The sequence below is a fragment of the Achromobacter sp. JD417 genome (assembly GCF_041879325.1).
Classification (GTDB): domain Bacteria; phylum Pseudomonadota; class Gammaproteobacteria; order Burkholderiales; family Burkholderiaceae_B; genus Achromobacter; species Achromobacter mucicolens.
In genome coordinates, this window is record NZ_CP087159.1 from 5600968 (window position 1) to 5626272 (window position 25305).

The following is a 25305-nucleotide window of genomic DNA, read 5'->3' on the forward strand; positions in this document are numbered from 1 at the left end:
GATCACGCCGTGGCCGCAGCCACTTCGGGCGCGCCGATGCGCGGCACGCCCTTGATGAACTCCACCGGGCTATCGACCGCCTCGATCGCGGCCAGGCGGCCGTGCTGATAGCGCTCGACCAGCCATCCCTTGGCCGTGGGCAGCAATACATCGCGGCACGGCGCGGCCGGATCGACCAGGCCGGCCATCTGCAGTCGGCGGCCTTGCTGTTCTGACCAGAACGTGGGCGGGCGCGACGCGGGCGGCGCCTTGCCCGCGATGGCGGCGGCCGCCGTGCGCGCCTGTGCCAGCGCGTTCTGCACGCTTTCAATCCGGGCATAGCGCTGCAGCTCGCCCCGAAAGGCGCTGGCGCAGTCCCCGATGGCGTAAACATCGGGTGCGGACGTGCGGCAGCATTCGTCCACGACCACGCCGTCCAGGCAGATGAGTCCCGCCGCCTCGGCCAGCGCCGTCTCGGCCACTGCGCCAATCGACACCAGCACCAGGTCGGCATCGATGGCCTCGCCCGTTGCCAGATGCGCGCGCCATCCGGATGCCGTGCGTTCCCAGCGCTGAACCGCAGCGCCGTGGCGGATCTCGATGCCGGCCTCGCGGTGCAGGTCGCCCAGCCGTGTGGCCGTGGGCTCAGACACCTTGCCCGCCATCACGTTGCCGCCCTGCTCCAGCACCAGCACTTGCGCGCCCAGCTTGCGCGCCGAGCAGGCCGCTTCCAGTCCCAGATATCCGGCGCCGACCACCAGCAGCCGGATGCCCGGCCGCAGCGCCTCGCGCAGCCGGTGCGCGTCGTCCAGGCCACGCACCGAGAACACCTGTTCGCCCGCCACGTCGGCAATGCCGCGCGCGCTGGCGCCCGTGGCAAGCACGCAATGCTCATACGCCACGACGCGGCCCGACGCCGTGCGCAGCGTGTGCGCCGCGGTATCGATGGCGGCCACCGGGTCGCCCGCCACCACGATTACGCGCGACTTTTCGTAAGCGCTGCCCGCACGCAACGCGATGCGCTCGGCGCTGGTCGAACCGGTCAGCAGGGCCTTGGACAGCGGCGGCCGTTCGTAGGGTGCATGCGTTTCGGCGCCAAAGAGCGCCACGTCGCCGTCCACCCCCGCCGCGCGCAGGGCCCACGCACACTCCACGCCCGCATGTCCCGCACCGATGATGGCGGTGTGAACCCGCTGCAGCGCCGATGTCGTTTCCATGATGCTCAAGCTCCGAATTTCAGGGAGATGCTGGCCTTGGTGGCGACCTGCTTCCAGCGCGCAAGTTCGGCGCGGTTCAGTTCCGCAAACGCATCCGCGCCCGTGGGCCTGGGTTCAAAGCCCGCGGCGCTCAAGGTTTCCACCGACTGCGGCAGCGCCATGCCTTCCTGCAACGCTGCGCTCAGCTTCTGCACCACCTCGGGCGGCATGCCAGCCGGTCCATACAGTCCAAGCCAGCTCGTCACATCGAAATCCGCCACACCTTGCTCGGCCATCGTCGGCACATCCGGCAGCTGCTTGCTGTGATAGCTGCTGGTGACGGCGATCGGGCGAATCGACCCTTTGCGGATCAATCCCATCACCGGCGGCAGATTGCTGAAACTGAAGTCCAGGTTGCCGTTGACCACGTCCACCAGCATCTCGCCGCTGCCCTTGTAGGGCACGTGCAGCAGATTGGTGCCGGTGTGCTGCGCGAAGAACGCGGTGGTCAGGTGCACCGACGAACCGATGCCGTTGGAGCCGTAGTTCAGGCCATCCTTGCTACGTTTGCGCGCCGTGGCGATCAGGTCGTCGACGCTGCGTATCGGCGAGTCGGCCCGCACGATCAGCACGTTGATGAATTCGGCCATCTGCGCAATCGGCGTGAAGGCACGCGACGTATCGAGCGGTAGACCGGTCACCGTGGCCATCGGCAGCACCATGCCGCCCAGCCCATTGAGCAGCAGCGTGTAGCCGTCCGCCGGCGCGGAAGCCACCTGCTGGCTGCCGATCATGCCGTTCGCACCCGGCCGGTTCTCCACCACCACGGGCTGGCCAAACTTGCGCGTGAGGATTTCTCCCGCCAAACGCCCCGCCACGTCCGTGACGCCGCCCGGCGGATACGGCACGATCAGGCGGATCGGCTTGCTCGGGTAAGCCGCGTCGGCGCCCCACGACATTCCCGTTGCCGACATCGCGGCCGCGCCGGCAATGGCCTTCAGTACAGTACGTCTTTGCATGCTGCAACTCCAGGTATGGGCGAGCGCGTCCTGTCGGCGGTCAGGCCCCGAGTGGAAGGAAAACCATCGAATGCCGGCAGAAGGGCCGGCTCCGGCAACGGCGCTAGAAGAAGATCGTCAGCGCCTTCGATAAGAGGACGTTCTGGTCCAGGTGGATTTCGCGCGACAGAATGGTGAAGCGCCCGTCGCGCCTGCGCAGCACGTCCTCGCGCTTGCCCACGAACAGGTTCACTTCTGACTGCAGGCGGTTCTGGTAGATCAGAAAGCGCGAACGCACCCGCACCAAGTCGCCGCCGCCGTCGTCCGGCGTCACGTCCAGCACGCGGATGTTGGTCACCAGATGCGATACGCGCGAGGCCGGTTCCTCGGCCCAATGAATGCCCGTCTTGATCTGCGCCACGCGCTGGCGCAGCGTGTCGATGCCTTCGTCAAACCACGCCGCATCCTGCTTGCCGGAGTATTCCTGCGCCATCGCGTCGCGGCGCACGTTGCGCGTGAGCGGCATGCGATACGTGATGTCCTCGTCCAGCAGGCCCAGCCACTTGTCGAATTCCCGGTGGTCCAGCAGGTCGGCCTCGAAATGCAGGAAGCGATGCGCCTCCCACCAGAGCAGCATGTCGTCCACGCTGTCGTCCTGCGCCACCGGCGGCGCGTTTTCCACGGTTGCGTTCATGCCGCCTCCTCCAGGCGCACCGCGCCCGCCATCAGTTGGTCCCATGACAGGCCGTTCATGAACTGCGCCCAGCGCCGGTAGTAGATGCGGGCGTTTTCCTCGGTGTATTCACCGTTGACCGCACAGCCCGGAATCTCGGGCACGTCTTGCCGATGGCCCACGCCCATCTGGTAATTGAAGTACAGCTCGCGCGACATCGCGCCCATGCTGGCCTCGGTGGCGCCCGTCCAGTTCTCCATGTCATCCGATTCCGTCATGCCGCCCGGGCCGGAGTAGCGCAGGAAGTAATGGCGCGCCGCTTCCTTGACCGCTTCGGGCGCGTCCTTGTCCACCAGGTACATGCGCCACATCTCCATCTCGGTCGAACTGATCGGATGAAACACCGCCAGCGTGCGCGGCTGACGGCCGTGGAAGGACATGTTCGGGAAGATCGTGCCCACGCTGGTCTGCACGCGCATCGCCGAGCCCAACGTGCGCTCGCGGTGTTCGTGGATCTCGCGGTAGTACGCCTCGACTTCCGGATAACGCGCGTATTGGGGCGCGTACGGCCCTTCCTCGTAGAACGGCAGCCGGCCCAGCAGCCCGTGGCCCAGTTCAGGAAAGCAGATTGCCGAGCGCGTGGCGGATGCATCGCGCCGCCCCTTGCCGCCGCCCGGGCCGATGCCCACGATGTCCACGGATCGGTGGCTGATGTCGTGATACAGGTCGCCAATGAAATTCTCGGGCGCGAATTTCCAATTGCACTTCACGCGCCACTTCTGCACGCCGCCGATCACCTCGGAGCCGCCCGGACTGCCGTTGCGATGGTCCAGCGCAGCGTCCAGATACAGGCGCATGTTGCCGATGTAGTCCAGGAACGGCGGCGCGTTGGGATCCCACGTTGCCCAGATGGCGCCCTTGTAGTTCACCACCTGCGCCACCGTCTTCAGGCCCCACTGCTTCTTGTCCAGTTCGCCCTTGTAGTGCGTGGCGTGGCCGGGCACGCCGACCAGCTCGCCGGGCCGTTCCACCAGCTTGCCGTCGGTGGAAAAGCTCCAGCCGTGGTACGGACAGGTAAACGTCCGGTTGTTGCCATGGTCGTAGCGGCACAGCTTCATGCCGCGATGCGCACAGCTGTTCAGCATGACCTGAATCTGCCCCTGCCGGTCGCGCGTCAGGATCACGGATTCCGTGCCCATGCGCGAAACAAAGTAGTCGTCCGGTTTGGGCACCAGGCTTTCGTGCCCCACGAACAGCCACGCGCGCGAGAAGATCTGCTTCAATTCCTGCTGGAAGATCTCTTCGTCCACGAAGATGGACCGGCTGACCAGTCCCTCGTCGGCGCGCACCAACTCATCGATCGTCTTCTGACCCATCACCACTTCCCCTTGGAGGATGCCCTTAGTGGGCGCCTACGGCTTGTCGGCCGTGGCCGCCGCTGTACGCAGACGTGCTTCCGTGTTGTCGACGTGCGTGCGCGCGTGCTGCCGTGCAAGTTCCACGTCGCCCTTTTCGATGGCGGCAAACAGCGCCTCGTGCTCCTTTTGCGCCTGCGCCCCGCGCCCCGCGATCTTGGCCGACCGCGAACGCGACACGCGCAGGTTCTTTTTGAGCAACACCGCCAGGAAGTCGAAGAAATTCAGATAGTGTTCATTGCGCGTCGCACGCGCCACGCAGCGGTGGAACTCCATGTCGGCATCCACACCCACCGCTACATCTCCGGACGCAATCGCGTCGGCCATCTTGCGCAGCGCCAGCCGCATGGCGGCCAGATCGTCCTCGTCACGCCGGGCCGCCGCCAACGGCGCGGCCTCGATCTCGAAACCCCGGCGCAATTCCACGATGCGCAGCACCTGATCCGCATCGCCAATGTCCGCGGCCTGCATGCGCAACACCGACGGCCGCGCCGTCTGCATGACGGTCAGCCCGCGGCCCTGCTTGCTCTGCACGATGCCATCGCCCTTCAGGCGGGAAACCGCTTCGCGCAGCACGGTGCGCGAAACGCCAAGCCGGGTGGCGATGGTCTGCTCTGGGGGCAGCACCTCACCGACCTGGTAATCGCCGCTGGTGATCTCGTCCAGCAGCATCTCGGTCACACGATCCGTCAGATTGGGCTCCGACGTAAACGGCACGACCGCGTCTTTTTTCAACAGTACTCGGGAAGCTGAATCAGGCATAGGAAGTCTCGTCCGAAAACGTGCATCTCATTGCCAGCCCGCGTTGCCTCGGCTGTGGACACGCCCGGGGTGGGGTGTGTTGAAAATACGATAATCGTATAAGGATAGGGGCGGGTATTAGGGGAAGTGCGGGGGTGTGCCCCCTCGCGCTTACCGTCTGTGACCCGGGGCCGGATCACTCCCCGTTTATGATGCCAGCGTAGCGAGTTCACGCGAATGCGTTACTCTCCCCTCCCCAAATCAGTCTGCAAGGAGTTCCCTCATGGCACAAGCCTCCGCCCGTCACATCCTCGTTTCCACCGAAGCGAAGGCCAACGAACTCAAGACCGCCATCGAGAATGGCGCTGACTTCGCCCAGCTCGCCAAGGAAAACTCGAGCTGCCCGTCGAGCCGCGACGGTGGCAACCTGGGTACCTTCGGTCCGGGCCAGATGGTCAAGGAATTCGACACCGTCGTGTTCAGCGCCCCGGTCGGCCAAGTGCAAGGTCCGGTCAAGACCCAGTTCGGCTACCACCTGGTTGAAGTGACCAGCCGCAAGGACTAAGTCCTCGAAGCCGTTCGGCAAAAGCCGCCGCCAGGAGCGATCCTGGCGGCGGCTTTTTTTCGTGCTCCGGCAGCGTGAATGGCACGCTGCAGCGCAGCACCGGATTCCCTATCAATTGATAATTTCTGTTCAGGTGACAGGACCCGAAGCCCTGCTACAGAATGGCCCACACCCGGAGGAGACAGCCGGGGCCATAAAGATCCGTAGCGACATATTCACAGCGGCAAGCTGCCGCGCGCCAGAGGCCCATGAAACAGTCCAGAAAGGTCATCATCACCTGCGCCATCACCGGTTCGGTCCATACGCCGTCGATGTCGCCTCACCTGCCCGTCACGCCTGAAGAGATCGCCCGGTCGGCGCTTGATGCCGCCCAGGCGGGTGCGGCGATCGTGCACCTGCATGCGCGTCAGCCGGACACGGGGCGACCTACGCAGGATCCGGCGCTGTACGCGCAGTTCCTGCCGCGTATCAAGGAAGCATCGGACGTGGTGGTCAACATCACGACGGGCGGATCGCCGGTGCTGCCGATTGCCGAGCGGATGGCGCCGGCGTTGCAGTTCAAGCCGGAAGTGGCGTCGCTGAACATGGGGTCGATGAACTTCGGGATGTACGAGCTACTGGAGCGGTTCAAGACGTTCATGCAGGATTGGGAGCGGCCGTATCTGGAGGGCAGCAACGACCTGATCTTTCGCAACACGTTCAAGGATATCGAGCACATCCTGTCGTCGTGCGGCGATAACGGCACGCGCTTTGAGATCGAGTGCTACGACATCGGTCATCTTTATACCGCCGCGCATTTCGTGGACCGCAAGCTGCTCAAGCCGCCGTTTCTGATCCAGTCGGTGTTCGGCATCCGTGGCGGGATTGGCACGCACCCCGAGGACGTGATGATGATGAAGCGCACGGCGGACCGGCTGTTCGGCGACGACTACATCTGGTCGGTGCTGGCCGCGGGCCGCAAGCAGACGCCGCTTGCGACGATGGCGGCGACGATGGGCGGGAATGTTCGCGTGGGCCTGGAGGATTCGTTGTGGGACGGGCCCGGCGAGCTGGCGAAGTCCAACGCGGATCAGGTGCGCCGCATCCGCCGCATTCTGGAAGACCTGTCCTTGCAGATCGCCACGCCGGACGACGCGCGCGAGACGCTGCAACTGAAGGGCCGCGACCACGTCGCGTTCTGAACACACACATCCACTTAGTGGGGAGACAAGACATGAAAAAGACGTTGCGCGCGACGGCATTGGCCGCGCTGTTGGGAATGGCAGGTGCGGCACAGGCCGATGACGGCGTGATCCGAATCGGGTTCATCACGGACATGCCCGGGCTGTCCGCGGACGCCGACGGACCTGGCGGCGTCGAGGCCATCAAGATGGCGATCGCGGACCTGGGCGGCACGGTGGCCGGAAAGAAGGTGGAGGTACTGGTTGCGGATCACCAGAACCGGGCCGATATCGCGTCGTCCCGCGCGCGAGAATGGCTGGACCAGCGCGGGGTGAACATGCTGATCGCGGGCGCGAATTCGGCGGCGGCGCTGGCGATGGCGAAGGTGGCCGAGGAAAAGAAGACGCCGTTCTTCGTGGTGAGCGCGGGTGCGTCCGAACTGACGAACGCGCAATGCACGCCCTATACCGTGCACTACGTGTACGACACGGTGTCGCTGGCGCGCGGCACGGCGCGCGCGATGATGAAGGAAGGCAACAAGGACTGGTATTTCCTGACGGTGGACCACGCGTTCGGCCATGCGCTGGAGCGCGACGCATCCAAGGTGGTGCAGGCCGACGGCGGCAACGTCAAAGGCCGGGTGCGGCATCCGCTGAACACGGCGGACTTCTCTTCGTTCATCCTGCAGGCGCAGGCCTCCGGCGCGCAGGTGCTGGGCCTGGCCAATTCCGCCAGCGACACCAGCAATGCGGTCAAGGCGGCCAACGAATTTGGCCTGACGCCCAAGATGAAGATCGCCGGCCTGCTGGTGCTGATCACCGACGTGCACGCGCTGGGCCTGCCGGCGGCGCAGAACATGTATTTGACGACCGCGTGGTACTGGGACCAGGACGACGCGTCGCGCAAGTGGGCATCGCGTTTTGAGGCCGTGATGAAGAAGAAGCCGTCCATGCTGCAAGCCGGCGACTATTCCGCCGCGACGACATACCTGAAGGCGGTGGAAGCCACCAAGAGCACCGACGGCGACACCATCATGAAGTGGCTGAAGGCCAATCCCGTGAACGACTTCTTCGTCAAAGACGGCAAGATCCGCGCGGACGGGCTGATGGTGCACGATATGTTCCTGATGCAGGTGAAGACGCCTGCGGAATCCAAGGCGCCGTGGGACTACTACAAGCTGGTGGCGCGGGTGCCAGGCACCCAGGTGTATACGTCCCCCGAGGAGTCGACCTGCCGCCTGATGAAGCCCTGACACCATGAATCAATCTGGAAATCCCATGACGACACCCGAGGCGATCGCCGCCCTTCCTGTTGACCTGTCTGGAAAGCGCGTCATCGTGACCGCGGGCGCGTCCGGCATCGGCGCCGCGCTGGCCGACGCCTTTGCAGAACGCGGCGCCCGCGTTCACTTGTGCGACGTCGATGAACAGGCGCTGGCCAGTTGCCGGCACCCGTGGGCGCGCGCGGACGTGGGCAGCCGCGATGAGATCGACCGCTACATGCAGACCGCGCTAGCGCATTTGGGCGGGCTGGACGTGCTGGTGAACAACGCCGGCATTGCCGGGCCCACGGCAGGCATCGCCGACATTACCGCACAAGAGCTGGATGCCACGCTGGACATCAATCTGGCCTCGCAGTTCCACACCGTGCGACACGCGTTGCCCGCGCTGCGCGCGTCGGGCGGCGGCAGCATCATCAACATCAGTTCGGTGGCGGGACGGATGGGCTTACCCATGCGCACGCCGTATGCGGCCACCAAATGGGGCGTGGTGGGCCTGACGCGTTCGCTCGCGATGGAGCTCGGGCCGCTGAACATCCGCGTCAATGCGCTACTGCCGGGGCTGGTGGCCGGCCCGCGCATCGATCGGGTGATCGCCGCCCGCGCCAAGAACATGGGGTTGTCGGTCCAAGAGCAGACACGGCTGGAGCTGTCGGGCGTCAGCCTGCGGCAGTTCGTGCGCGCCGCTGACATCGCAAACATGGCGCTGTTCCTGGCAATCCCTTACGGGGCCATGGTCAGCGGCCAGGCAATCAGCATCGACGGCGATCTGCAATCGCTGCCGTGGCAGCCGCCGGCGCAATAAGCCCGGCGCACTTGCCGCTATTGCAGCAACGCGATTGTCTCTGCATACACGCCCTGCCGCCGCGCCTGCGCCGTGGATCGCAGGGCGTCCAGCAGGCGCGCGGTCAGCTCGTTGTTGCGGGACTCGGTGCGGGTGATCAACAGGAAATCGAACCATTGCCGCGAGGCGAGCGGCACGGCCACCAGATCCGGGAACGACGTCACGATGTCGGACGCGGACAGCGCGTTGACCAGGCTGATGCCCTTGACGGCGCGCACCGTGCCCGGCAGCAGCGACATATGCGCCTGCATGCCGGAGCGCAACAGCAACGAATCGGCGATGTCGCCCTGCGCCACGACATAGTCGGACCACAACGGCTTGACGTACGTGTCCGGCGGGATGTCGAGCACCGTGATGGCGTCGCGCCCGGCCAGCGGATGTTCGCGATGCGCGATCGCCATGACGTCCGCACGCAGGAATGGCGTGAACGTCAGCCGCGTGCTGTCCCGGCCGACAGCGCCCAGGCCGAAGTCGGCGCGCATGGTTTCCACGGCGCTGATGACCTGCATGGACGACTCGACATCGATGGAGAACGGGCGCGTGCCATTGATGTCCAGATAACGGCGCACTGCGTCGGACGCGTAGCCCAGCGCCAGCGCGGGTGACGAGGCGATGCGCAGCCCGCGGCCGCCGAACTGTTCGATGCTGTGCAGGGCTTCGTCGATGCGCACCAGTTCGTCCAGCACGAACTTGGCTTCGCTGTAGAGATATTGCCCCGCTTCCGTCGGGCGCAGCGTCTTGTGCGACCGGTCGAACAATTGAACGCCCGTGGCGCTTTCCAGACGCGATATCGCGTGGCTGATGGCGGGCTGCGTCAGGTGCATGGCCAGCGCGGCCTGGCGCGTCGAGCCTGTCATGACGACGGCGTAGAAGATTCGCAGGTCGTGGATGTTGAAGTTGCGCTTCATGCGGCGCGCCTATTGTGGCGTGGGTGGCGGTTTGGGCTGAGACTTTAGCGGCGGCTTCGGTGGCACCTTCGGTGGCAACTTCGGCGCCGCCTTGGGCGCGTTCATTCCGCCAAACGCAAACAGCCCCATCTGCGCCCCGGTCGCGCGCGTCAGATAGTCGTTCTTCAGCTTGTCCCGGTCGCCGAACAGCGCCCCGGCATCGGCGCCCTGCGCCGCGCGGTTCTTGTCGATGTCGTTCTGGCCATCGTGCATGCCCTCTTGCAGCGCGCGGCGCAACGCGGGGTTAAGCGTAGCTGTGTCGTAGTCCTCGCCGGGGCGCAGGCCCAGGGTGGCCATGCGCTCGCGCAGCGCGGTCTCGGATTTGTGTGCGGGTGCGAACCGCAGCAGGAAGGCCAGTTCGTCATAGAACTCGAGCGACGAATACATCTGCGCGCGCGGAACCGGCGCCTTCCATTCCACCTTGGCAGGGGCGGCGGGCGCGGCCCGGTTGCGGAACGCCGATAGCGGCTGCACCTTGAAGCGCGCCTGGATGCGCTTGGCGTTTTCCTGGTCGGCGGGATTGAACCGCTGCGTGCGCGCCACCAGCGTGGCAAGCTGCGTCTCTGACCGAATCACCTTGGTGATGCCCGGGGGCACCTTGCCTTTCCAGGAGGGACCCGCCACGAGAAAAACGCCACCGCCCAGGCCGCGCGAGCCCAGGTCGCCGATGTGGTGCATGTACAGGTCCATGACCTGCAACGAGGCGTCGCGCCGCTTTTCGACGCGGGGCACGATGACGACGACGGGTTCGGCGCGCAGGTCCAGGGCGGCGTAGGAATACAGATAGGCGGGATCCAGGCCCGCCGCGGCGGCGGACGTGGTGCCGACCGGATTGATGCTGTTCACCGGCCCCTTGTATTGCGCCCCCTGCTTGTCCAGGCTGTAGGCATACATGGCCTGGTAGCTGGCAACCATGGGCGCGCCGTAAAGGTAGGATTCGCGCGCGATGCCACGCGCCTGTTGCGCGGTGAGGCCCTCGATGCCGACAGACTGCCCGGCGGCGGCGTCGTGCGACGGGACCGCACAGCCGGACAAGACGCCCGCCACGACGATGGCGGCAACCAGCCCCATGAACGGACGGCAGGCGGCGCGGCAAAATCCGGTGCTAATCTGGCGGTGGCGCATTCAGGGCTCCGACATGACGGGATGGCGCAGTCGCCCGAGGGCGGCGGCGGATTGCGCCAGGGCTCGAATTCCGGGGGATTCTGTCATATTTCCCCGGCATGTAGAAGTAACAGTGCACCGCAGCGGTGCGACAGGAAAGACACAGCAGCATGTCAACGCGAGACCCCAGCATGACCGGTCCGGACGGAGAGGCGTTCAACATTCGCGCGTCGTCGTACTTCGTGTTGCGGGTCGTGCACCGCTGCGCCGCTTGCAACACGCTGTCGCGCGTGACGGCGCTGGCCGTGCCGCCCGGCCACGAGAGCACCGAGGGCGACCTGGAGCTGGATGAGGACGATGCGGACAGCACGGGACTGGATCCGCTGGCGTTTCAGGACTGGCTGTTCGGACCCGCGCAATGGCAATCGATGCCGGGTCCGGCCATGATCTCGTCGACACGGGCTCTTGCGCCCGATGTGGCGCAGACGCTGCGCTCGCTTGCGCCGGCCTACCGCCAGAACCCTGCACGGTCAGGGGAATGGTGCAATTTCTGCGAGCATTGCGACCAACCCATCTGGGACGGCGCGTTGTACCCGACGCCAGGGCAGGTCTTCTGTCCGCCCGATGCCGACGCCGCCGCGCACATATCGGCGCAACGGGTCGACGCGCCGTTCGCGGCGTTTTTTGGGATGTGCTGGACGGACAGCTACCGCAACAAGTGGCCCTTGTTCGCGCGCCTGGGGTTCGCGTGCAGCGAGGGAGACTGATTCCCCCCCCTCGTGGCGCAATATCAGGCGCTTTGCAGCAGATCCTGAGGCATTTCCAGTTGCCGTGCGGGGATGGCCGCGAAGGCGCTTTCCGTGGTGCTGGCGTCCGTGGTCAGGTGCTGGATCAGGTCGACCGTGGTGGATCGGCGGGTCAGCATCAGGCACGTGACCTCGTTGCCCGCCACGCGGGTGGCGTGCCAGCAGCCCGGCCGCATGCACACGCCCTGCCCCTGCGCCACATGAAAGGCCGCAAGCGTGGCCAGGTCGGGCGAGCCGTCCGCGGCGCTGCGCGCCACGATCTGGATGATGCTGCCCGTCAGCGGGACGATCGCCTGCTGCGTCAGCAGGTGCTTTTCCAGGCTGGCCACTTCGGCGGACTGGCTTCGGTAATTGACCCACAGCACCTCGGCGTCGCCGCCCGCGCCCGTGTTGAACAGGTGCTCGTGCCAGAAGTCGGTGGCCGGGTTCGTAAACAGCGGAACGCCGTTGCCGTCCGGCATGGGCTTGCCCAGCATCCACCCGTAGGCATTGAAGGCATCAGGCGAAAGATCGTGGACTTCAAGCTGCGAATTGCTCGTCATGCGGGACCCTGTAATGGCTTAGCGCCGCGTTTGGGGAATTCGGCGTCGTAGTCGAAGTCGCCCCGCGCGATGGCCTCCAGGATGGCAACGCGCCGGTCGGCAGCGCGCTTGAGGTTGGCGGCGGTGGGCTTGACCCGGATACGCTCGACACAATGCCGGCCGTCATAGAAGAAGCCGATCTCGATGGACGATTCGGACGCGGGGCGCACCCCTTCGAATCCCGTGCTCATCGCGTGCTCTCCAAGTTGCCGATGGCAGACATAATAAACGCAACGATGTGACAGTCGTCGCTGGCATACACTGCCCTGATCCCCCCACCCGAGGACGCGCAACATGGCCATCGACCTGACGTCGCACTATGTGTATCTGGACGCCGCCGGCGCCGCCGCCACCGTGACGGGCGGCGACGCATTCTGGTCCCAATCTCCGGAAGACCTTGAGCAATACGGGCGCGGCTGGCTTGTGTCCGAGTACGAATTCGCGGCCGACTGGCCGCAATGGGAGATGCACCCCGGCGCCGACGAGATCGTGCGGCTGATGTCTGGGGCGGCCGAACTGCACCTGGAATGGCCCACCGGGATCCAGATCGTGAAAATGCTGGCCGGCGATGCTTACGTGATTCCGAAGGGCGCGTGGCACACCGTCAAGGTCATTGAGCCCTGTCGCATGCTTCACATCACCATGGGCGCGGGCACGCAGCACCGGCTGGCGTAACGCCGCTTCCCGTCTGCGCCTTGCCGGCCGCGCCTCGCCTGCCGCACCTCGCCGGCCGCACCTAGCCAGCCGCGCCCACCGGCCGCGCGCGCTGGATCTCCCGGTCGTCGATGGGCCAGTGCAAGGCGGCCGACAGCACGCCCAGCGCCATCGCCCCCAGCCAGATCAGGTCATAGGAGCGAGTGGCTTCGAACACCACGCCGCCCAGCCACACGCCCAGAAACGAGCCGACCTGATGGCCAAAGAACACGAAGCCGAAGAGCGTGGTGATGTAGCGTACGCCAAATACCTGCGAGATCAGGCCGTTGGTGAGCGGCACCGTGCCCAGCCACACAAAGCCCATGACCGCCGCGAACGCGTAGACCGACCACGTGGATAGCGGCACCAGGATGAAAAGCGCAATAGCCGCGGTTCGGATCAGATAGATGCCCGCCAGCAGGTACTTGCGCCGGTGATGCGCGCCCAGGATTCCGCAGACATAGGTGCCCATGACATTGGTGAGCGCAATGATGGCCAGCGCGGCGACCGCGTCCGATGCGCGCAGGCCCTTGTCCATCAGGTAGGCGGGCAGGTGCGTGCCGATGAACGCCAGCTGGAAACCGCAAGCCAGGAATCCCAGGTTCAGCAGCCAGAAGCCCGGGCGCGTGAAGGCCTCGCGAAGGGCGTCGCGCAGCGACAGGTTTGCGCCGGGCGCGCCGGCATCGCGCAGGCGGTTCGCCGGTTCGCGTAGCGGAAACGCCAACGGCAACAGGATAGTCAGCGCCACGGCAAACGCCAGCAAGGCCGCCACCCAGCCCCAGCCCCCGATCAGCCATTGCGCCGCGGGCACCATCGTGAACTGTCCAAGGCCGCCGACGGCTCCCGCCACGCCCAGCGCCCAGCTTCTGCGTTCGGGCGGCACCAGGCGGCTGAGCGCGCCATAAATGGCCGCGAACGCCGTGCCGGACAGCGCGATGCCGATGCACACCCCTGCCGTCCACATGAAGCCCGCAGGCGTCGTGGCGTGCGCCATGCCGGCCAGGCCCACCGCATAAAAAACCAACCCGCCAGCGATCACCTTCGCCGAACCATAGCGGTCGGCAATCATGCCGGTGAAGGGCTGCACGACGCCCCAGGTCAGGTTCTGCACGGCCAGTGCGATGGCAAAGGTCTCGCGGCTCCAGCCGCGGTCCATGGTGACGGGCAGAAGAAACAGGCCCTGCACATGGCGCACGCCCAGGGCAAGGCCCATGACGACGCCACCGGCCAGCACCAGCAGCCACAACTGCGATGCATCCAGGGAAGATTTTTGGGGGGTGGACATGGCGAACCTCTTGCAAGGAAACGTCGCCCCCGTTCAGGCGGGCATCGGCTCTATTACAGGGTCGCCAGACGCGAGGCTCAACCGATTATTTTTTGCCCGCTGCATGCGTGGAGGGAATGTCACGGCAACGCGCCAGACTGCGTTGATGACCGAGACAGGCACCTGAATCGAGCGGCTATGCCAACCTTCCACGTGCGCACAAAAAAAGAAATTACGCGATGTTTTTGAAATATGACGGGAATTACCGAAAAAATCAGCCGAAGGCTGCGACATGTTAACGCTTCGTTTTTGATGGTTACATCTCCCGATCCGTCCCCGGGCACCGCTGAGTACAGTGGCTGCCTTCCCAATCCTTCGGCAGGCATCGACTCATGTGGCACGCCCGGTCCGGCACGTTCGTTTCCGCGGTTGTTGACCGCGCCCGCAACCCATGACGGCGGCGCCCATCTTCAAGCCGCTGGCGCTTGCGGCGGCGCTGGCGGGGATCGCGCTCCTGGCGCCGGTCACTTCGCACGCGCAAACCAACTGGGCGCAGCAGTGCGCGTACAACAATTTCGGCGAAGGCGCGGGCACATCGTGCCACCAGCCATTCCAGGAAGGCCTGGCGGCCGTGCTGGTGGGCACCGCCGACGGCGATTCCGCTGCCTGGGGTTTTATCGACAAGCAAGGCGTCATGGCCATCGTGCCGGCGTATTCGGAAGCCCGCTCCTTCCAGAACGGGTTGGCCGCCGTCAGTCAGCAGGATCTCTGGGGTTACATCGACACCCGGGGACGCTGGGTCATCCCGCCGCGCTTTAGCGACGCGACCGGATTCAACGCGCAAGGCACGGCGCTGGCCGAAGAGGGTGGAAGGGATGTGCTGATCGACCGTCAGGGCAAGGTCGTGAAGACCTTTCCGCTGGGCACGCGCACCTCGGGGTTTGAGCCCGGCCAGAAGCTGGCGGCGATGGAAATCCCCACGCCGCCGCGCTTGGTGAACACCGTAACCGGCAAGCCTGCCGCGCTGCCCGAAGGGGTGATGGCGCTGGCCGCGCCGACCAGCGGCCAACTGCCCGCGCAGACGCGCGATTCGCGTTACGGCGGCTGGTGGGGTCTGCTGGATCAGAACGGCACCTGGGCAATCAGCCCGCAAGTGCTGCGCTCGCTCGCGCCGCCGTTGCGCGATGGCGATGTGGTGGCCGTGAACCGCGAACGGGCATGGGAATTCGTGGATGTGCGCGGCGAGGCGCTGTCGGCCAAGCGTTACGAACGCGTGGAGCGGGTGGCGCCGGGCATATGGCTGGTGCGGGTCGCTGATGGCGGCACGTTGCTGCTGGATGACAAGCTCCAACCCATGCATACGTTCGAAAGCGACTATGTGGGCGTGCGGGAGCAAGACGGCTGGCGCTTTGCCGCCGAGCCCGGCATGACGCTGCTGATCGATCCCGAGGGCCGGCTGCAGCTGATCCCCTTGCGCAGCGGCGAGGTCAAGATTCATCACGGGCGCGCGTGGGTCTATGGCGCGGCGCGGCGCACGGCCGGCGTTGCCGACGCGGCTGGCGACGCGATGAGCGCGGAAGATCAAGCCCATGCCGCCGACGCGGCGGCTGCAGTGCAGGCGGCGTCCGAAGCGGAGACTGCGGCGGCTTTCCAGGACCCGCCGGTCGCCGCCGATGCCGCAACCGATATTGCCGAAGCGGCAACGGTGGCAGACGCGACGCCCACCGAGGCGACTCAAGCTGAGGCGGCGGCAGCCGGTGCTGCGGCAGCCGCAGCATCGGCTGCCGGTGCTGCCGCAGACGACGCCATGGCGGCCGACGCAATGCAAGCCGATACCGCGGCAGATGCCGCCATGGATGCGGCCACCGCCGCGGCAGACGCCGCACAAACGACCGCCAACGCAGACGAATCGCTTTACCAGGTCTACGGCCGGGACGGCCTTGGCATCCTTGACGAGGCCACCCTCGCGCAGCTGCGCGCCTACGACGTCAGCGAGTTTCACTATGCGCGCACGACCGCCCGCGATGCCGATGCCCCGCTGGCGCTTCTGCGTCCGCACGACTATGGCCAGCCGACAGGCATCCTCACGGCGGCGGGCAAGATCGTCACGAATCCGGATTGGGCAAACATCGACACGTACGACGTCACGCTGCCCCTCGTGGCGCGCACCAGGAACTACCAAGCCGGTGCGATCGGCGCGGACGGCGCCTGGGCCATCGAACCGCGCTACACCGAGATCCGCCCCTTCAAGGGCCCCTACACCTGGGCCCGCACGAAGGACATGCTGCGCGGCGACGCGCTTCTGATCGATGCCCGCGGGCAGGAAGTGTCCGTTCCCGCACACGTGCTGGAAGAGGCCTCGCGCCTTGACGGCGAACTGCTGCACTACTACGCACGCAACGAAAACCGCCAGCGCCGCTCGGGCCTGTGGAACGTGCGCAAGGGCGCGCCAGTGCTCAAGCCGGTCTACGAGCAGATACAGGAGTTCGAGGACGACTGGGCCAAGGTCCAGGACAAGAACCGCTGGGGCGTGGTCAACCGCGAGGGCCAGTGGGTAGTGCCCGCCCGCTACGACGGCGCCTACGATCTGGAATACCTGGGTAACGGCCTGATGCTGGTCGAAGCGCCGGAGGGCAAGCGCAATCGCGGCGGCTTCACCGAACGCGCCTACCGCGTCATCAACCTGCGCACCGGCAAAACGAGTGAACCCGTGGTCGGCAAGCCGCAGAAGCTTGCCGATGGGCGCTTTCTCGGCGAATTGGCCGACGCAAGCGCTGTCCTGATCGATGCAGAGGGCGCCTCCATCCGCTTGTCGGCGGGCCGGCCCAACAACAAGCAGCAATTCGGCGACTGGCTTTACATCGACTTTGACGAACGCGAAGGCGCCATCGATGCGCGCGGCAACATGAAGGTGCCCGCGCAATATGGCGAATTCAATCCGTTCTTCACGCAGCCCGAAGGCCTGGCGCGCGCCAATATCGGCATGGGCTATCGCCTGATCGACCAGACCGGCAAGACCCTGCTCGAGAAGTGGGGCGACGCCACGCCGCTGGCATCGATGCAGCGCGTCGTCGTCAATGACGACGAGAGCGGATCGAGCATTCTGGTGGACCTGCAAGGCCGCGAGGTCACCCGCCTGCCCGGCCGCTACGCCATCGACAGCGACAAGGCCAGCGAGGGCGTGGCGCCGTACAGCGACGGCGACAACAAGTACGGCTTCATCGACGCGAACGGCAAGCGCGTCGTGGGCGCACACTTCAACCAGCTTGGCCGCATGAAGGACGGACTGGCGCGGGCGCGCCGCCTGGAGCGCACGGGCAAGCTGTACGGCTACATCGATCTGACCGGACGCTATGCGATTGCGCCGGCGTTCACGTGGGCCGGCGACTTTTCGGAAGGCCGCGCGCTGGTGCGGCGCAATCGGCTCATCGAGTACATCGATACCCAGGGCAAGACCACCGCGCTGTTCGGCGTGCTGTGCGACACGGTGGTGATCGTGGATGCAGAGGACCGGCAGAGCTGGCCGCCCCGGAAACTCACCTGCCCCGAGGCCGCCGGCATCTCGCCGCCGGCAGTCGACAACGCCAACGCAGAATGATCATGACGTCACGCGTGCTACGAACCACCCGCCTCGCCTGCGCATTGGCCGCGCTGGGCGCATCCCTGTCCGTTCAGGCGCAGACCGGCGACGTGCAGCCAGGCCACATCTATTGCCTGGGCGAATCCGATTACCCGGTCTATCCGGCTGCCGACGACATCTCCGCGCGCAACCCCTTCAGCAACGGCTGCATCCGGGATCTAAAGGACGGCCGCGCCGCGGTGCTGCTGCCGTCAGCCATCGAGAACATCGACCGAGTGCCGCGCGACAACTCGCTGCGCCGCCACGCATGGGGCTTTCTGGACCGGAACGGCCGCGTCGCGATCGAGCCGATCTTTGAAGAAGTGGGCGATTTCCGCCACGGGCTTGCCGCCGTGCGGTGGCAAGGCAAGTGGGGCTACATCGACCGCAATGGCCGCATGGCCGTGCGCCCGCGCTACGACGCGGCACAGGACTTTGTCGAGGTCGGGCTGGCGGCGGTGACGTTGGACGGCAAGCCGATGCTGATCGACCGCCAGGGCAATCCGGCGGGCGAGCCGTTCGACGAGGTGGTGCGTGCCGTGCGCCTGTTCGATGGCGTGCCCGCTCGGGCCACGGTTCAGTACAAAGAGGAATACCGTTCAACCAGCGGCGAACGCCGCTTCGGCGGGAACGGTGTCGTCATCACGCGGCCGCTGGGCGACAAGGGTCTGTACATCGCCACCAACGGCCAGGCCAAGTACGGCGTGGTGGACAAGGACTGGAACTGGGTCGTGGACCCGGTGTTCGACGACATCTCCTTGCAGGACGACGGCAACCTGGCCTCGGGCTACGGTCCGGACGGCTCCGTGCTGGTGACGGCGGACGGCAAGCTGATCGGCGCGGACCAGCAGTACGAAAGCATCCTGCCCGTGGGCAAGGCTTTCTACAGCGCGCAGCTGCCGCAGCGGGGCGGTTTTGCGGTGATGGACCGCACCGGCACGATCGTGGCCACGCTGACAACCGAAGAAGGCCAGACGTCGCAGCGCCATGCCGACACCATTCTGTATCGGTCGGGCGACAAGCTGATGGCGCTGGTGCCCGGCCATGCCGCGCCGGTCACGTTGGGCGCGGGGCTGTCGGCCGGCGACGAACTCGAGGGCTATGTCCTTTTCGTGGACGAATCCCGCCGCGCCGCCGGTTTGCTGACGCCGACCGGCGCGTGGCTGCACGGCGCCACGGCGCCCGCATGGCTCGCGGACGCCCGCCGCCTGCAGACGCGCGAAGGCAATCTGTGGCTGTCCGACGAGCAAGGCGCCCTGCTCAATGTGGTGGACAAGGACGGCAAGCCGCTGCTCAAACCCGAGACGGTAGCGGCGCTTCAGAACCAGCAACTCCAGCCGCTGCCCGCTGGCGTCCCGGGCGGTCCGCTGGGCCTGCTGGGGCAAAGCCACTGCAATTGCGACGACACACAGGTGGGCTTGCTGCTTTCCGATGGCAGCATCGTCACCGATCCGTCCTGGTCTGCCGTGACGCCGCTGGACGACACCGACCATGAAAACGCCGCAGCCCTGACAGCGGACCAGTTGCGCTACGCGGCCGAAACCGACGACGGCATGGTGCTGCTGGACGCGCGCGGCAAGCGCATCGACCTGCCCGCGCAGCAGCACATCGGCATGTTCCGTCATGGCTACGCGCAGGTGTATGGCGACGGCGTGGTGCGCATGATCGACCGCGCGGGCAAGACGTTCGAGCTGCCCGAGAACTTCGATACGCAGGTCGTGGCGCCCGGCGTGGCGCGCTTTGTGCAAACGGCGGCCGACGGCGCGCCGTGGGGTCTGTACGATTTTGCGGCCGGCAAGCTGCTGGCCGCCCCCACGTTCCGCAGCATCGGCGAATTCCAGAATGGCCAGGCGATCGCATCGCTGGGCGCGGGCCGGGTCGGGGTCATCGACCTGCAAGGCAAGTGGGTCGTACCGGCCAGCCACCACGGCGTGGAACGCGTGAACGACACGCTATGGCGGGTGACGCAGCCCGGCAAGCAAGAAGACGAGTATGACCGTCCCGCCGCAGTGTTCAATACGCGCGGCCAGGCGCTGACCGCCTTCATGCGCGGATTGCAGGTGGGCGATTTTGGGGATGGCTCGGTTAGCGCGGGCAACAGCGAGCGCCGCTGGATCATCTCGCCGGACGGCTCGGACGCGCTGGACATGAAGGATGCCGACTACCTGCGGCTGGGCGACTGGATGGAGATCCGCCGCGCCGACCGCGAAGGCTACCTGAACGGCAAGGGCGCGTGGCAGATCGCGCCGGCAGCCCGCACCGGCACGCTCTTCCAAGGCACGCCGGCGCGCGCGCTGACGTCCAACGCCAAGGGCATGCAGGTCATGGACGCCAACGGCAAGATCCTGGCCACCCTGCCCCGGGGCGAATGGACGTGGCCGCCACGCTCCGACCTGCTGATCCGCTATTACTCGGCCGACCGGGGCACCATGACGGACTACACGGACTTGTCCGGCAAGACCCGGTTGACGGTCGAAGGGTTTGGATCGGGGTTCTCGGAAGGCCGCGCCGTCACGCATCTGTCTGGCGGCGGCATGCGCTGGGTGGATGCCAAGGGCGTGCTGACGGGGCCGGCGTTCGACGCGCTGGGTACGCTGCGCGAAGGCCTGGCGCCCGCCGCCCGCGACCGGCGCTACGGCTATGTCGATAGCACGGGCGCGTTCGCCATTCCTGCGGAATACCGGGCGTTGTCCGGATTTGAGAACCAGCGTGCGGTGGTGTCCACGGAAGACGACTCGCGGATCATCGACAACGCCGGCAGCCTGGTCGCACAGGTCAGGATGCAATGCGGCATCCGCACCCTGTACGGCGCGGCCGGCCAGCGGCTGTGGCCGCTGCGCATGCCGCACGGCTGCAAGCGTACCGAGGCGTCGCGCGCCTACTGAGCATCCAGCGCCAGATAGCGGCCGGTCTGCACGATTGCTTCGCGTTCCTTGAAGCTGGTCAGCCGGTCCGCCATTGCGCTGCTGTCGCCCGTCAGCCGGATCGCGCGAAGCGTCTCCTGCATCGCGTGGATCGCCGCGCGCTGCAGGTCCGACGGGATGATCGCCAGGCGGTAGCCCATCGCCGCCAGGTCCGGCAGCGGCACCAGCGGCGTCTTGCCGCCGTAGAACATGTTGATGAGCTTCAAGCCCGGCAACCGCTCGGCAATGGCGCGGATCTGCGCCAGCGTCTCCGGCGCCTCGACAAAGATCATGTCGGCGCCGGCCTTCAGGTACAGCTCGGCGCGGGCGATGGCCGCGTCGAACCCTTCGACCGCGATGGCGTCGGTGCGCGCGATGACCAGCGTGTCGGCGTCGGCGAGCGTCTGGCGCGCAATGTGGACCTTGCGGGCCATCTCGCCGGCATCGACCAGGCTCTTGTCGTCCAGGTGGCCGCAGCGCTTGGGAAAGGTCTGGTCTTCGATATGAAACGCCGCCACGCCCGCGCGCTCCATCAGGCGCACCGTGCGCTCCACGTTGGCCGAGCCACCGAATCCGGTGTCCGCGTCCGCCACGACGGGCAGGCCGCTGGCGTCGACGATCTTTTCCACGCGGTCCATCACTTCGGTGAAGCTGAGCAGACCGATGTCCGGATAGCCGGCGGCACGCGCGATGGCGCCGCCGCTGGCGTAGACCGCCGAGAATCCGGCCGCGGCAACCAGGCGGGCCGACAGGCCGTCAGACGCGCCGGGCGCCACGACGATGTTTTCAGAGAGCTGCTGGCGCAACCGCGCGCCGGGTGATAAGTGGGCAGTCATGGGGATCATTCAAAAGAAAAGGTTCATACCCGCATGATCTGCGCCGGCCATTAGAATGTCCAATATATGGAATATTGCTGACCAGTACTCTTTAGATATCAATATGGAATTGCGCCATCTTCGCTATTTCGTCGTCACTGCCGAGGCCCAGCATTTCACGCGCGCGGCCGAGCTGCTGGGCATGGCGCAGCCGCCGCTCAGCCAGCAGATCCGCCAGCTCGAACAGGAAGTGGGCACGCCCCTTTTTGACCGCACGGGCCGCGGGGTGACGCTGAACGACGCCGGACGCGCATTCCTGGCGTGCGCGCAGGACATCCTGCAACGCGCCGATGCGGCCGTGCGCACGGCCCAGCGCGCCGCGCGCGGCGAGGTGGGTGAACTGACGTTGGGGTTCACCGAGTCGGCGTCTTTCAACGGCGTGGTGACCGAGCTGATCCGCCAGTACCGCGAGCGCTACCCGGAAGTTGAAATGACGCTGTCGCAGGGCGATAGCGAAACGCTGGTGGCGCAACTGCGCGACGGCGCGATCGACGCCGCGTTCGTGCGCCCGCCCTTCGCGCTGGACGGCGGATTGACGTTCACGCAACTGGTGGAGGAACCGCTGGTGGTCGCGATGCCGCTGGGCCATGCGCTGGCGCGCCGCAAGCGGCTCACGCCCGCCGACCTGCAGCAGGAGACCTTCATCCTGTACTCGCGCAAATCGGGCTATGGCCTGAGTGCAGACATCATGGCGGCGTGCCGGCAGCACGGGCTGAGCCCGCGCATCGGGCAACAGGCGCCGCAGTTGTCATCGGCCGTGAACCTGGTGGCGGCGGGAATGGGCGTGGCGATCGTGCCGGCTTCGCTGCGCCCCCTGCGCCCGGATGGCGTGCTCTACCGGCCGTTAGCGCTGGATTGGCCGCGCGCGGTGCTGGGCCTGGCCGTGCGCGATGCGACCGGTGCGCGGGCCGCCAATCTGCTTGCGCTGGCGCGGGCTTGCCGCAAGCCCTAGCGCGTTTTGCTGGCCCGCACGCTCAATCGTCGTGCGATTCGTGCACGGCAATTGCGCCGCGCTTCCAGTAGCTGGCGGCGCGGATGCGGCTCTTGTCGATGCCGTGCTGGGCCACCATGATCTCGCGCACCGCTTTCGCGGTGGCCGATTCCGCCGCCACCCACACATAGCCTTCGCCCTGCGGCAACGCCAATTCGCGCGCGGCTTGCAGCAAGAGCGTGCTGTAGCCCGGCGCTGTCCCGTTGCGATGCAGCCAGCGCACCGACGCCTTCGCGGCCGTTTGCAGCGGGATTTCATTCTCTGCCGCCGGCACTTCGATCAGCACCAGCGCCTGCGCCGAGGCGGGCAGTTCTTCCAGCCGGCGCGCGATGGCGGGCAGCGCGGTCTCGTCGCCGATCAGCACATGCCAGTCGAACGCGGTGGGCACCACAAATGAACCGCGCGGTCCGCCGATGCCCAGTTGCTGGCCGGGCGCGGCCTGTTCGGCCCAGGTCGAGGCGGGGCCGTCGCCGTGCAGCACGAACTCGATCTCCAGTTCCTGGCGCGCCGTGTCGAACCGGCGCGGCGTGTAGTCGCGCGCGGCGGGCCGGAGCACGCCGTCGGGGAACTTGATGCCGTCCGGCCCGGCAGTGGGCAGCACGGGCGGTTGCAAGGGATCGGCGGGGAAAAAGATTTTCACGTGATCGTCGAAGGACGCGGACACGAAGTCCTGCAAGTCTTCGCCGGTGAACGTGACACGGGCCAGCAGCCCGGCGATGCGCTCGACGCGCGCCACCGTCAGCGTGCGCATCTTGAGGGTATGGCGCACGCGCGCCACGGTGAGGTCGCTTTGATTCATGGGTACTCCAGTCAGTTGGGACGGGATCAGGCGCCGGACTTGCCGTTGATCTCGTCGGTCGCACGCGCCAGGATGCCGGCGATGCGTCGTTGTTCGGCGGGCGAGGCGTCGGTGCGATCCAGCAACGCGCGCTTGAGCGCCTGGCGCGCCTCGACGAATTCGGGCAGCCAGCCGGTGCGGGTGTCCTCGCCTTCGGGGCCGGTCTCGCGCGGCTGGCCGCTCCAGGCCTGGCGCATGTAGTCCATCTTGCGCGCCACGTGCTTGAGCTTGTTGAACATCAGCGTCAGGCGCTCGCGGTTGGCGTCCAGGTGCGTCTTGCCGGGTTCCGCGAGGTGATAGCGCTTCTTGGCGCCTTCCTGTTCGACGGTGGCGTAGCCCAGTTCTTCCAGATAGGTGAGCGCGGGATACACCATGCCGGGGCTGGGGGTGTAGAAGCCGTTGCTGAGCGCGCCCAGCGCCTTGATGAGTTCGTAGCCGTGGCTGGGATTCTGCTCCAGCAGCCCGAGCAGCATCAGTTGCAAGTCGTCGCTGGACACCTTGCGGCTGCGGGTGAAACCCCGGCCGTCGCCGCCGAAGCCGTCTGCGTCGCCGCGGCCGTGGGCGCCACCCGAGAACCAGTCGCCGCCCGCGCTGGCGTGACGCGGGTGATGATCATGATGACGGCCGCCGTGATGGTCGGGATGCGGGGCGTGGGGATGGGCGTTGCCGTGGCGACCATGATGCTGACAATGGCCGCGATGGCCATGGGCGCGGCGTCCGCCGGCAGCGCGCTGGACGGCGGCGATGAACGAAAAGGGGGACATGAATGCCTCTTACGATATGTCTTACGATAGCTCGTACGATATACCTGCCGCTTTGGCGGCGTCAACTCCCCCGTTGTTTTCTGGCGCCGGCAGGACGTCAGCGCGTCTTATCGCAGAGAGTCGCTCGGCGCGGTGGCAGCCACCTGCACCCAACGGGCGAAGTCCGCCGCCTTGGGCTCCTCCGGCGCGGGCGCATAGACCACCAGGCGCAGGTGACGGCTTTCGTCGACGCTCAAGGTGGCGTGCTCGAATGCGATGTCGCCCAGTGATTCCACCTGCAGCGTGCGCACGCCCATGCACGAACCATGCACATCGTGTTCGCGCCACCAGGTCCGGAAATCGGGCGACACCCGTTCCAACTCATCGACCAGTTCGGCGATGTCGGGCACCCCGGCGGCGCTGGCGAAGTCGCGCCGGAACGACGACAGCATGCGAGGCGCCTGCGCGGTCCAGTCCACGAAGCGCTCGCGCATGGCGGGGTCCACGAACAGCATCCAGAGCAGATTGCGGCGGCCCGGCGCCTGCCCGGAAAAATTGAACACCTTGTCCGCCGCGGCGTTCCACGCCACGACGTCCCAGCGCAGATTCAGGATGTACGCGGGGCGCGCGGGCAGGTCGTCCATCAGGCGGCGGACCTGCGCGGGCACGGTGCACCACGTGCGGCCCGTCTCGGCCGGCGGGCGCTGATGCGCGAGCAGGTAAAGGTGGCGGCGCTCGGCATCGTCCAGCCGCAACACGCGCGCCAGATTTTCCAGAAACGCCGACGACACGCTGATGTTGCGGCCCTGTTCGAACCACGTGTACCAGGCCAGCCCGACGCCCGCGAGCGCCGCGACCTCCTCGCGCCGCAGCCCCGGCGTGCGGCGACGGCGGCCGGGCGGCAGCCCAAGGTCGGCGGGGGTCAGCCGCTCGCGGCGCAGCCGCAGGAATTCGGAAAGATCGGCGCGGGTGCGGTCCAGACGATGCGCCGTAGCCGGTGCGGACGGGGTTGAAGGCAGAGATGCGGTCATGACGCTGTTGCAGGCAGTAATAGCATAAACAGCTAAATTGTATAAGGCTGAAGGTCCGA

General features: G+C 66.5%; 23 protein-coding genes. 9 read left to right on the forward strand and 14 right to left on the reverse strand.

Annotated elements, in window-relative coordinates; genetic code table 11:
- Positions 1-2: 2 nt before the first annotated feature.
- From LN047_RS25765 to LN047_RS25785, 5 genes are all read right to left on the reverse strand, one after another.
- A complete protein-coding gene (locus LN047_RS25765) occupies positions 3-1196 on the reverse strand; it encodes an FAD-dependent oxidoreductase (protein ID WP_280001181.1) in 1194 nt (397 codons plus the stop codon).
- Between the two features lie 5 nt (positions 1197-1201).
- A complete protein-coding gene (locus tag LN047_RS25770; protein ID WP_373980601.1) occupies positions 1202-2194 on the reverse strand; it encodes a Bug family tripartite tricarboxylate transporter substrate binding protein in 993 nt (330 codons plus the stop codon).
- 103 nt (positions 2195-2297) lie between these two features.
- Positions 2298-2867 (reverse strand): 3-phenylpropionate/cinnamic acid dioxygenase subunit beta, encoded by a 570-nt coding sequence (locus LN047_RS25775; protein WP_056324755.1) that lies wholly within the window; start codon positions 2865-2867, stop codon positions 2298-2300.
- A complete protein-coding gene (locus tag LN047_RS25780) occupies positions 2864-4222 on the reverse strand; it encodes an aromatic ring-hydroxylating dioxygenase subunit alpha (protein ID WP_056324752.1) in 1359 nt (452 codons plus the stop codon). Before LN047_RS25780 ends, LN047_RS25775 begins: the two co-directional genes overlap by 4 nt.
- Positions 4223-4258: 36 nt before the next feature.
- Positions 4259-5023 (reverse strand): FadR/GntR family transcriptional regulator, encoded by a 765-nt coding sequence (locus tag LN047_RS25785; protein ID WP_082586342.1) that lies wholly within the window; start codon positions 5021-5023, stop codon positions 4259-4261.
- Between the two features lie 262 nt (positions 5024-5285).
- Between LN047_RS25785 and LN047_RS25790 the strand changes: the two genes are divergently transcribed.
- The 4 genes from LN047_RS25790 to LN047_RS25805 all read left to right on the forward strand — a co-directional run bounded on the left by LN047_RS25790 (position 5286) and on the right by LN047_RS25805 (position 8812).
- Positions 5286-5567 carry a peptidylprolyl isomerase gene (locus LN047_RS25790; protein ID WP_056324750.1) on the forward strand — a complete coding sequence of 94 codons (282 nt, stop codon included), beginning with the start codon at positions 5286-5288 and terminating at the stop codon, positions 5565-5567.
- Between the two features lie 248 nt (positions 5568-5815).
- A complete protein-coding gene (locus LN047_RS25795; RefSeq protein WP_373980603.1) occupies positions 5816-6748 on the forward strand; it encodes a 3-keto-5-aminohexanoate cleavage protein in 933 nt (310 codons plus the stop codon).
- 32 nt (positions 6749-6780) lie between these two features.
- A complete protein-coding gene (locus tag LN047_RS25800; protein ID WP_373980604.1) occupies positions 6781-7980 on the forward strand; it encodes an ABC transporter substrate-binding protein in 1200 nt (399 codons plus the stop codon).
- Between the two features lie 25 nt (positions 7981-8005).
- Positions 8006-8812, forward strand: coding sequence for an SDR family oxidoreductase (locus LN047_RS25805; protein ID WP_373980605.1), 807 nt, complete (start codon positions 8006-8008; stop codon positions 8810-8812).
- A gap of 17 nt (positions 8813-8829) precedes the next feature.
- On the opposite strand, the gene LN047_RS25810 is transcribed toward LN047_RS25805, so the two are convergent.
- Together LN047_RS25810 and LN047_RS25815 are read right to left on the reverse strand one after the other, a co-directional pair.
- A complete protein-coding gene (locus tag LN047_RS25810; RefSeq protein ID WP_373980606.1) occupies positions 8830-9759 on the reverse strand; it encodes a LysR family transcriptional regulator in 930 nt (309 codons plus the stop codon).
- A 9-nt stretch (positions 9760-9768) separates the two neighbouring features.
- Positions 9769-10923: a DUF1254 domain-containing protein gene (locus LN047_RS25815; RefSeq protein ID WP_373980607.1), complete on the reverse strand. Its 1155-nt coding sequence runs from the start codon at positions 10921-10923 to the stop codon at positions 9769-9771.
- A 149-nt stretch (positions 10924-11072) separates the two neighbouring features.
- Here LN047_RS25815 and LN047_RS25820 point away from each other — a divergent pair, with 149 nt between their 5' ends.
- Positions 11073-11669, forward strand: coding sequence for a hypothetical protein (locus LN047_RS25820; RefSeq protein WP_373980608.1), 597 nt, complete (start codon positions 11073-11075; stop codon positions 11667-11669).
- Positions 11670-11692: 23 nt separating this feature from the next.
- Here LN047_RS25820 and LN047_RS25825 read toward each other — a convergent pair whose 3' ends face one another.
- Both LN047_RS25825 and LN047_RS25830 read right to left on the reverse strand, forming a co-directional pair.
- A complete protein-coding gene (locus LN047_RS25825) occupies positions 11693-12250 on the reverse strand; it encodes an ureidoglycolate lyase (RefSeq protein ID WP_373980609.1) in 558 nt (185 codons plus the stop codon).
- A complete protein-coding gene (locus LN047_RS25830; RefSeq protein ID WP_062841246.1) occupies positions 12247-12480 on the reverse strand; it encodes an Arm DNA-binding domain-containing protein in 234 nt (77 codons plus the stop codon). The genes LN047_RS25825 and LN047_RS25830 overlap by 4 nt, the downstream gene beginning before the upstream one ends.
- Before the next feature lie 103 nt (positions 12481-12583).
- On the opposite strand from LN047_RS25830, the gene LN047_RS25835 reads away from it, so the two are divergent.
- Entirely contained in the window at positions 12584-12964 is a 381-nt protein-coding gene (locus tag LN047_RS25835) for a cupin domain-containing protein (RefSeq protein WP_056324729.1), read from the forward strand.
- A 61-nt stretch (positions 12965-13025) separates the two neighbouring features.
- Here LN047_RS25835 and LN047_RS25840 read toward each other — a convergent pair whose 3' ends face one another.
- A complete protein-coding gene (locus LN047_RS25840) occupies positions 13026-14267 on the reverse strand; it encodes an MFS transporter (protein WP_373980610.1) in 1242 nt (413 codons plus the stop codon).
- Between the two features lie 430 nt (positions 14268-14697).
- Between LN047_RS25840 and LN047_RS25845 the strand changes: the two genes are divergently transcribed.
- The gene (locus LN047_RS25845; protein WP_373980611.1) at positions 14698-17844 is read left to right on the forward strand and encodes a WG repeat-containing protein; all 3147 of its coding nucleotides are present in this window, start codon (positions 14698-14700) and stop codon (positions 17842-17844) included.
- 2 nt (positions 17845-17846) lie between these two features.
- Positions 17847-20750, forward strand: coding sequence for a WG repeat-containing protein (locus LN047_RS25850; protein ID WP_373980612.1), 2904 nt, complete (start codon positions 17847-17849; stop codon positions 20748-20750).
- Here LN047_RS25850 and LN047_RS25855 read toward each other — a convergent pair.
- Entirely contained in the window at positions 20744-21604 is an 861-nt protein-coding gene (locus tag LN047_RS25855; RefSeq protein ID WP_373980613.1) for an oxaloacetate decarboxylase, read from the reverse strand. The genes LN047_RS25850 and LN047_RS25855 overlap by 7 nt on opposite strands.
- Before the next feature lie 103 nt (positions 21605-21707).
- Between LN047_RS25855 and LN047_RS25860 the strand changes: the two genes are divergently transcribed.
- Entirely contained in the window at positions 21708-22595 is an 888-nt protein-coding gene (locus LN047_RS25860; protein ID WP_373980614.1) for a LysR family transcriptional regulator, read from the forward strand.
- Between the two features lie 22 nt (positions 22596-22617).
- On the opposite strand, the gene LN047_RS25865 is transcribed toward LN047_RS25860, so the two are convergent.
- From LN047_RS25865 to LN047_RS25875, 3 genes are all read right to left on the reverse strand, one after another.
- Entirely contained in the window at positions 22618-23433 is an 816-nt protein-coding gene (locus LN047_RS25865; protein ID WP_373980615.1) for a siderophore-interacting protein, read from the reverse strand.
- 26 nt (positions 23434-23459) lie between these two features.
- The gene (locus LN047_RS25870; protein ID WP_373980616.1) at positions 23460-24236 is read right to left on the reverse strand and encodes a PadR family transcriptional regulator; all 777 of its coding nucleotides are present in this window, start codon (positions 24234-24236) and stop codon (positions 23460-23462) included.
- A 107-nt stretch (positions 24237-24343) separates the two neighbouring features.
- Positions 24344-25246, reverse strand: coding sequence for a helix-turn-helix transcriptional regulator (locus tag LN047_RS25875; RefSeq protein WP_373980617.1), 903 nt, complete (start codon positions 25244-25246; stop codon positions 24344-24346).
- Positions 25247-25305: the final 59 nt, after the last annotated feature.